Origin of the sequence: Asticcacaulis sp. (genome assembly GCF_027484505.1) — a bacterium.
Lineage (GTDB): Bacteria > Pseudomonadota > Alphaproteobacteria > Caulobacterales > Caulobacteraceae > Asticcacaulis.
The window spans coordinates 1-3,448 of sequence record NZ_JAIXSV010000135.1 but is presented as its reverse complement, the minus strand read 5'-3'; the positions used below and the strand labels follow the sequence as shown (position 1 = coordinate 3,448).

The window sequence follows — 3,448 nt, the reverse complement described above, 5'->3', positions numbered from 1 at the left end:
GGGCAATGATCTGGTCCGGGTACATGGCATGGGCGGCATCGGCAAATCGCTGCTGGCCGAGGAATATGCCCTGCGTTTTGGCGCCGCCTATCCCGGCGGCATCTTCTGGCTGTCGGCCAGCCCGCCGGACACTAGGACCACGCCGGAGCAGCAATATCAGGGCCAGATGCTGGATCTGGCACAGCAGTTGGGGATGGAGATCAAAGGGCAGGAACTTCCGGCCATTGAGGGGGCGCTGCGGCGGCGTCTGGAGGGGGTGGGTTCCTATCTCTGGGTCGTTGATGATCTGCCAGCGGGGGCCAAGGCGGAGTTGCTGCACCGCTGGCGCGCGCCCAGCGCCCAGGGCAAGACCCTGGTCACCAGCCGGTCAGGCGGGTTGAGCGGCAATGGCAAGCCCATCGCGTTGGAACAACTGGATGATGAGGCCGCGTTTGACCTGCTGACCAGCCGCCGGCAACCCAAGACGGACGCGGAACGGGCGGCGGCGCGGGATATCCTGCGTCTGTTGGGCAACCATGCCCTGGCCGTGGATGTGACCGGGGCGGCGGTGCAGGAGATGGGGTTTGGCCCCATGCTGGCCCTGCTACAGAACCCAGGACAGGATGCCCTGGACCTGGTGGTCGACCTGGCCGACGAATTGCCCAATGGGCATGAACCGGCGGTGGCGGCAACCCTGCTGCATTCCATCCAGCACCTGCCGCCCAAGGCCCTGACGGTCCTGAAAATCGCATCGTTGCTGGCCGTGGAGCCGATCCCGAGGGCGTTTATCGCGGCGGTGTTGGGGGTTTTGGTGGGGGCGGATGAACCCGACCCGGTGACCAGCGCCACCGCCATCAAGGCCGCGACGGGCGAGGGGCTGCTGGAGCGGGTGGATGATGACAACATCGCCGCCCATATCCTGGTCTCCCGCACCATCCGCTTTCATCGGCCTGCGGCAGGGGGGCTGCGGCAGGCGGTGATGGGCGCGATGATTGGGGTGATGTGCGATGCCACAGAAATCCAACACCATCGACGGCTGACTCCCCTACTGCCCCATGCTCTGGCGTTGGTGAATGGGGCAGAGGATATCGAGGCAGCAACCCTATTGGGTTGTGTTGGGTGGCTTGAAAGAACACGGGGATATTACTCATCAGCGGCAAGCTTATTTCAATCAGAGTGGCGCATTAGAAGCAAGTTACAAGGTGAACATCATGTTGACACCTTAACATCCATGAGCAATATAGGATTATCAGTTTTCAATCAGGGAAAATTATCCAATGCGCGTGCTATACAGGAAATGGAGTTAGAGCTTTGTCGTAAAGCTTGTGGGATTATTGATGAGAGGACACTTATTAGTGCGAACAATCTAGCTGAAACATTGAGAGCCCAGGGAGATTTTGCCGCGGCGAAGGCGCTCCAAGAGGCAACTCTAACCATCCTTGAGCACACACTGGGATCGGAAAATCAGTTCACGTTAACTGTGATGGGCAACTTGGCTGGAACCCTGTGGCTTCAAGGCAATCTGGATGATGCTCTGAAAACATATGAGAGCGTTCTAAAAATTCAAAATGCCATTTTTGATAACAAAGATTATGTAGATATAATGAGGAGTATGCTTAACATCGCTAATATACACTGCGGTAAGGGAAATTTTAACCAAGCCAGAGTTCTTTATGAGAAAGTACTGTCAGTATGGATTCGTGATTTCGGTGAAGAACATCCATTTACTTTAAGTTGTTTTAATGGCTTGGCAGAAGCGCTAAGGTTTATGGGTGAGTTAGACAAATCACTGGCATTGCATCGTGCGATTTTGCCAATTCGGGTGCGTAGGCAAGGGGTTGGCCATCCAGAAACCATAGATAGTATGTGCAACTTAGCCTGCGCTCTGTGGCAATCGGACAAGAAGGAGGAAGCTATTTCATTGCAAAAGGATGCTTTGGATTTGGCTTCAAACGTGCTCGGCATGAGCCATAAACGTACGCAACAATTTGCCAGCATACTCCACCAGATGCAATCCGCAGGCCCGTCATCATGAAGCCAGCCTACAAGCTTGATCCTGCGCAGCATGCAGAGGCGCTTCGGTTTGATGCCCCGGCGCTGATGCCGATATTGCAGGCAGAGGAACTGGCGCTGAAGGCGCAATTGTTCGGGGTGGCGGATGCAGATGCGGTGGCCAGCCGATGGCGGTTCCGCATCTGTGCATGGGTGGCCAATTTTGGGGTTGCGGCGGCGACATTCCTGGGGGCGGCGGCGCTGGCGGTACAGAACGGGGACTGGGCTTGGGCGGCACCGGCACTGGGCCTGTTGGGCGGGGCGGCCGGATTTGCGGCGACGGTGGCGCTGAACTACCTTGGCAGCGGCGCGTTGATGAAATCATGGCTGACGGCGCGGGCCAAGGCGGAAAGCAGACGCCTTGAGTTTTTTAGAAAACTGGTTGAATTGGCGCGCGATAAGGACACGAATACCCAAGTAAAATGCTTAGATTATATGAAAGAATATTATCTGAACGATTGGATTGATTATTATCATGACCGATCTGACAAGCATGGTAAATCCGGTCGCCGTTGGTTGCTGATCGGGTCTATTGCGGCGGCGTTGGGGACGGCTGGGGTGATGACGGGTGGGCTCGTCGCGCCTGTCTGGGTCCTGGCCGGGGTATTGGGCACCACCGTGGCCAGCTTTGTCACGACGCAGGAAACGCTTGGCCAGAATCTGCGCAATGCCGATCGCTATCGCCAGACCTGGGAAAACTTGATCGATATGCGTGGGCGTCTTGTCCAGGTGGGGGGCAAGGTCCAGGCGGGCGATACCACCGCGCTGGAGACGTGGGTGGAAGAGCTATGCGAGCATTTGATCCAGGAACACCGGGAATGGCTGACGCAGGGTGAGAGCGCCCAATCAACGCTGACACAGTTGCAGGAAAAGCTGAGGGCCCCCACCCCGCCCGCTGCGCAGGGGTGACGGACGAAGGGGGCCGCACCTGCGCGCTCCTCTCCCCGTCATCCCGGCGAAGGCCCACTACTGTCCGGGATTCCATCGGATGTTGAAATTGGCGGAAATGCAGGTTTATCGGCAACTCCTCTCCCGTCATCCCGGCGAAGGCCGGGACCCAGGATTACAGGGCCGACCTCTCCACTTGGCTTTGAGCGGTGCCAAACCCTACCGTATTGCGCTTGGCCCCTGGGTCCCGGCGTGCGCCGGGATGACGGAAAAAAGGGGGGGCTACAGGGGCGGGGATCACCCCAATATCCCCGGCAAATCCAACCCCTTTTCCCGCGCGCAAGTCTGCGCGATGTCGTAACCGGCGTCGGCGTGGCGCATGACGCCGGTGGCGGGGTCGTTCCACAGCACGCGTTCCAGGCGGCGGGCCGCGGCATCTGTGCCGTCGGCGACGATGACGACGCCGCTATGCTGCGAGAAGCCCATGCCCACACCGCCGCCATGGTGCAGCGACACCCAGGTGGCACCG

Annotated in this window: 2 protein-coding genes and 1 pseudogene; 2 read left to right on the top strand and 1 reads right to left on the bottom strand. The window is 58.5% G+C overall.

The features are described from left to right. Together Q0072_RS08970 and Q0072_RS08965 are read left to right on the top strand one after the other, a co-directional pair. A partial coding sequence (locus Q0072_RS08970; RefSeq protein WP_298328731.1) for a tetratricopeptide repeat protein occupies positions 1-2,014 on the top strand: 2,014 nt, incomplete at its 5' end. Next, positions 2,011-2,940: a hypothetical protein gene (locus Q0072_RS08965; RefSeq protein ID WP_298328728.1), complete on the top strand. Its 930-nt coding sequence runs from the start codon at positions 2,011-2,013 to the stop codon at positions 2,938-2,940. The genes Q0072_RS08970 and Q0072_RS08965, both read left to right, overlap by 4 nt. Before the next feature lie 276 nt (positions 2,941-3,216). Here the strand turns inward: Q0072_RS08965 and Q0072_RS08960 are convergent. Then, positions 3,217-3,448 (bottom strand): annotated as a pseudogene (locus Q0072_RS08960) (urocanate hydratase); the annotation flags it as partial.

What these genes read in the sequence shown, in the direction of transcription:
- Q0072_RS08965 (WP_298328728.1), top strand. Translation starts at nt 2,011, where the DNA reads ATGAAGCCAGCCTACAAGCTTGATCCTGCGCAGCATGCAGAGGCGCTT.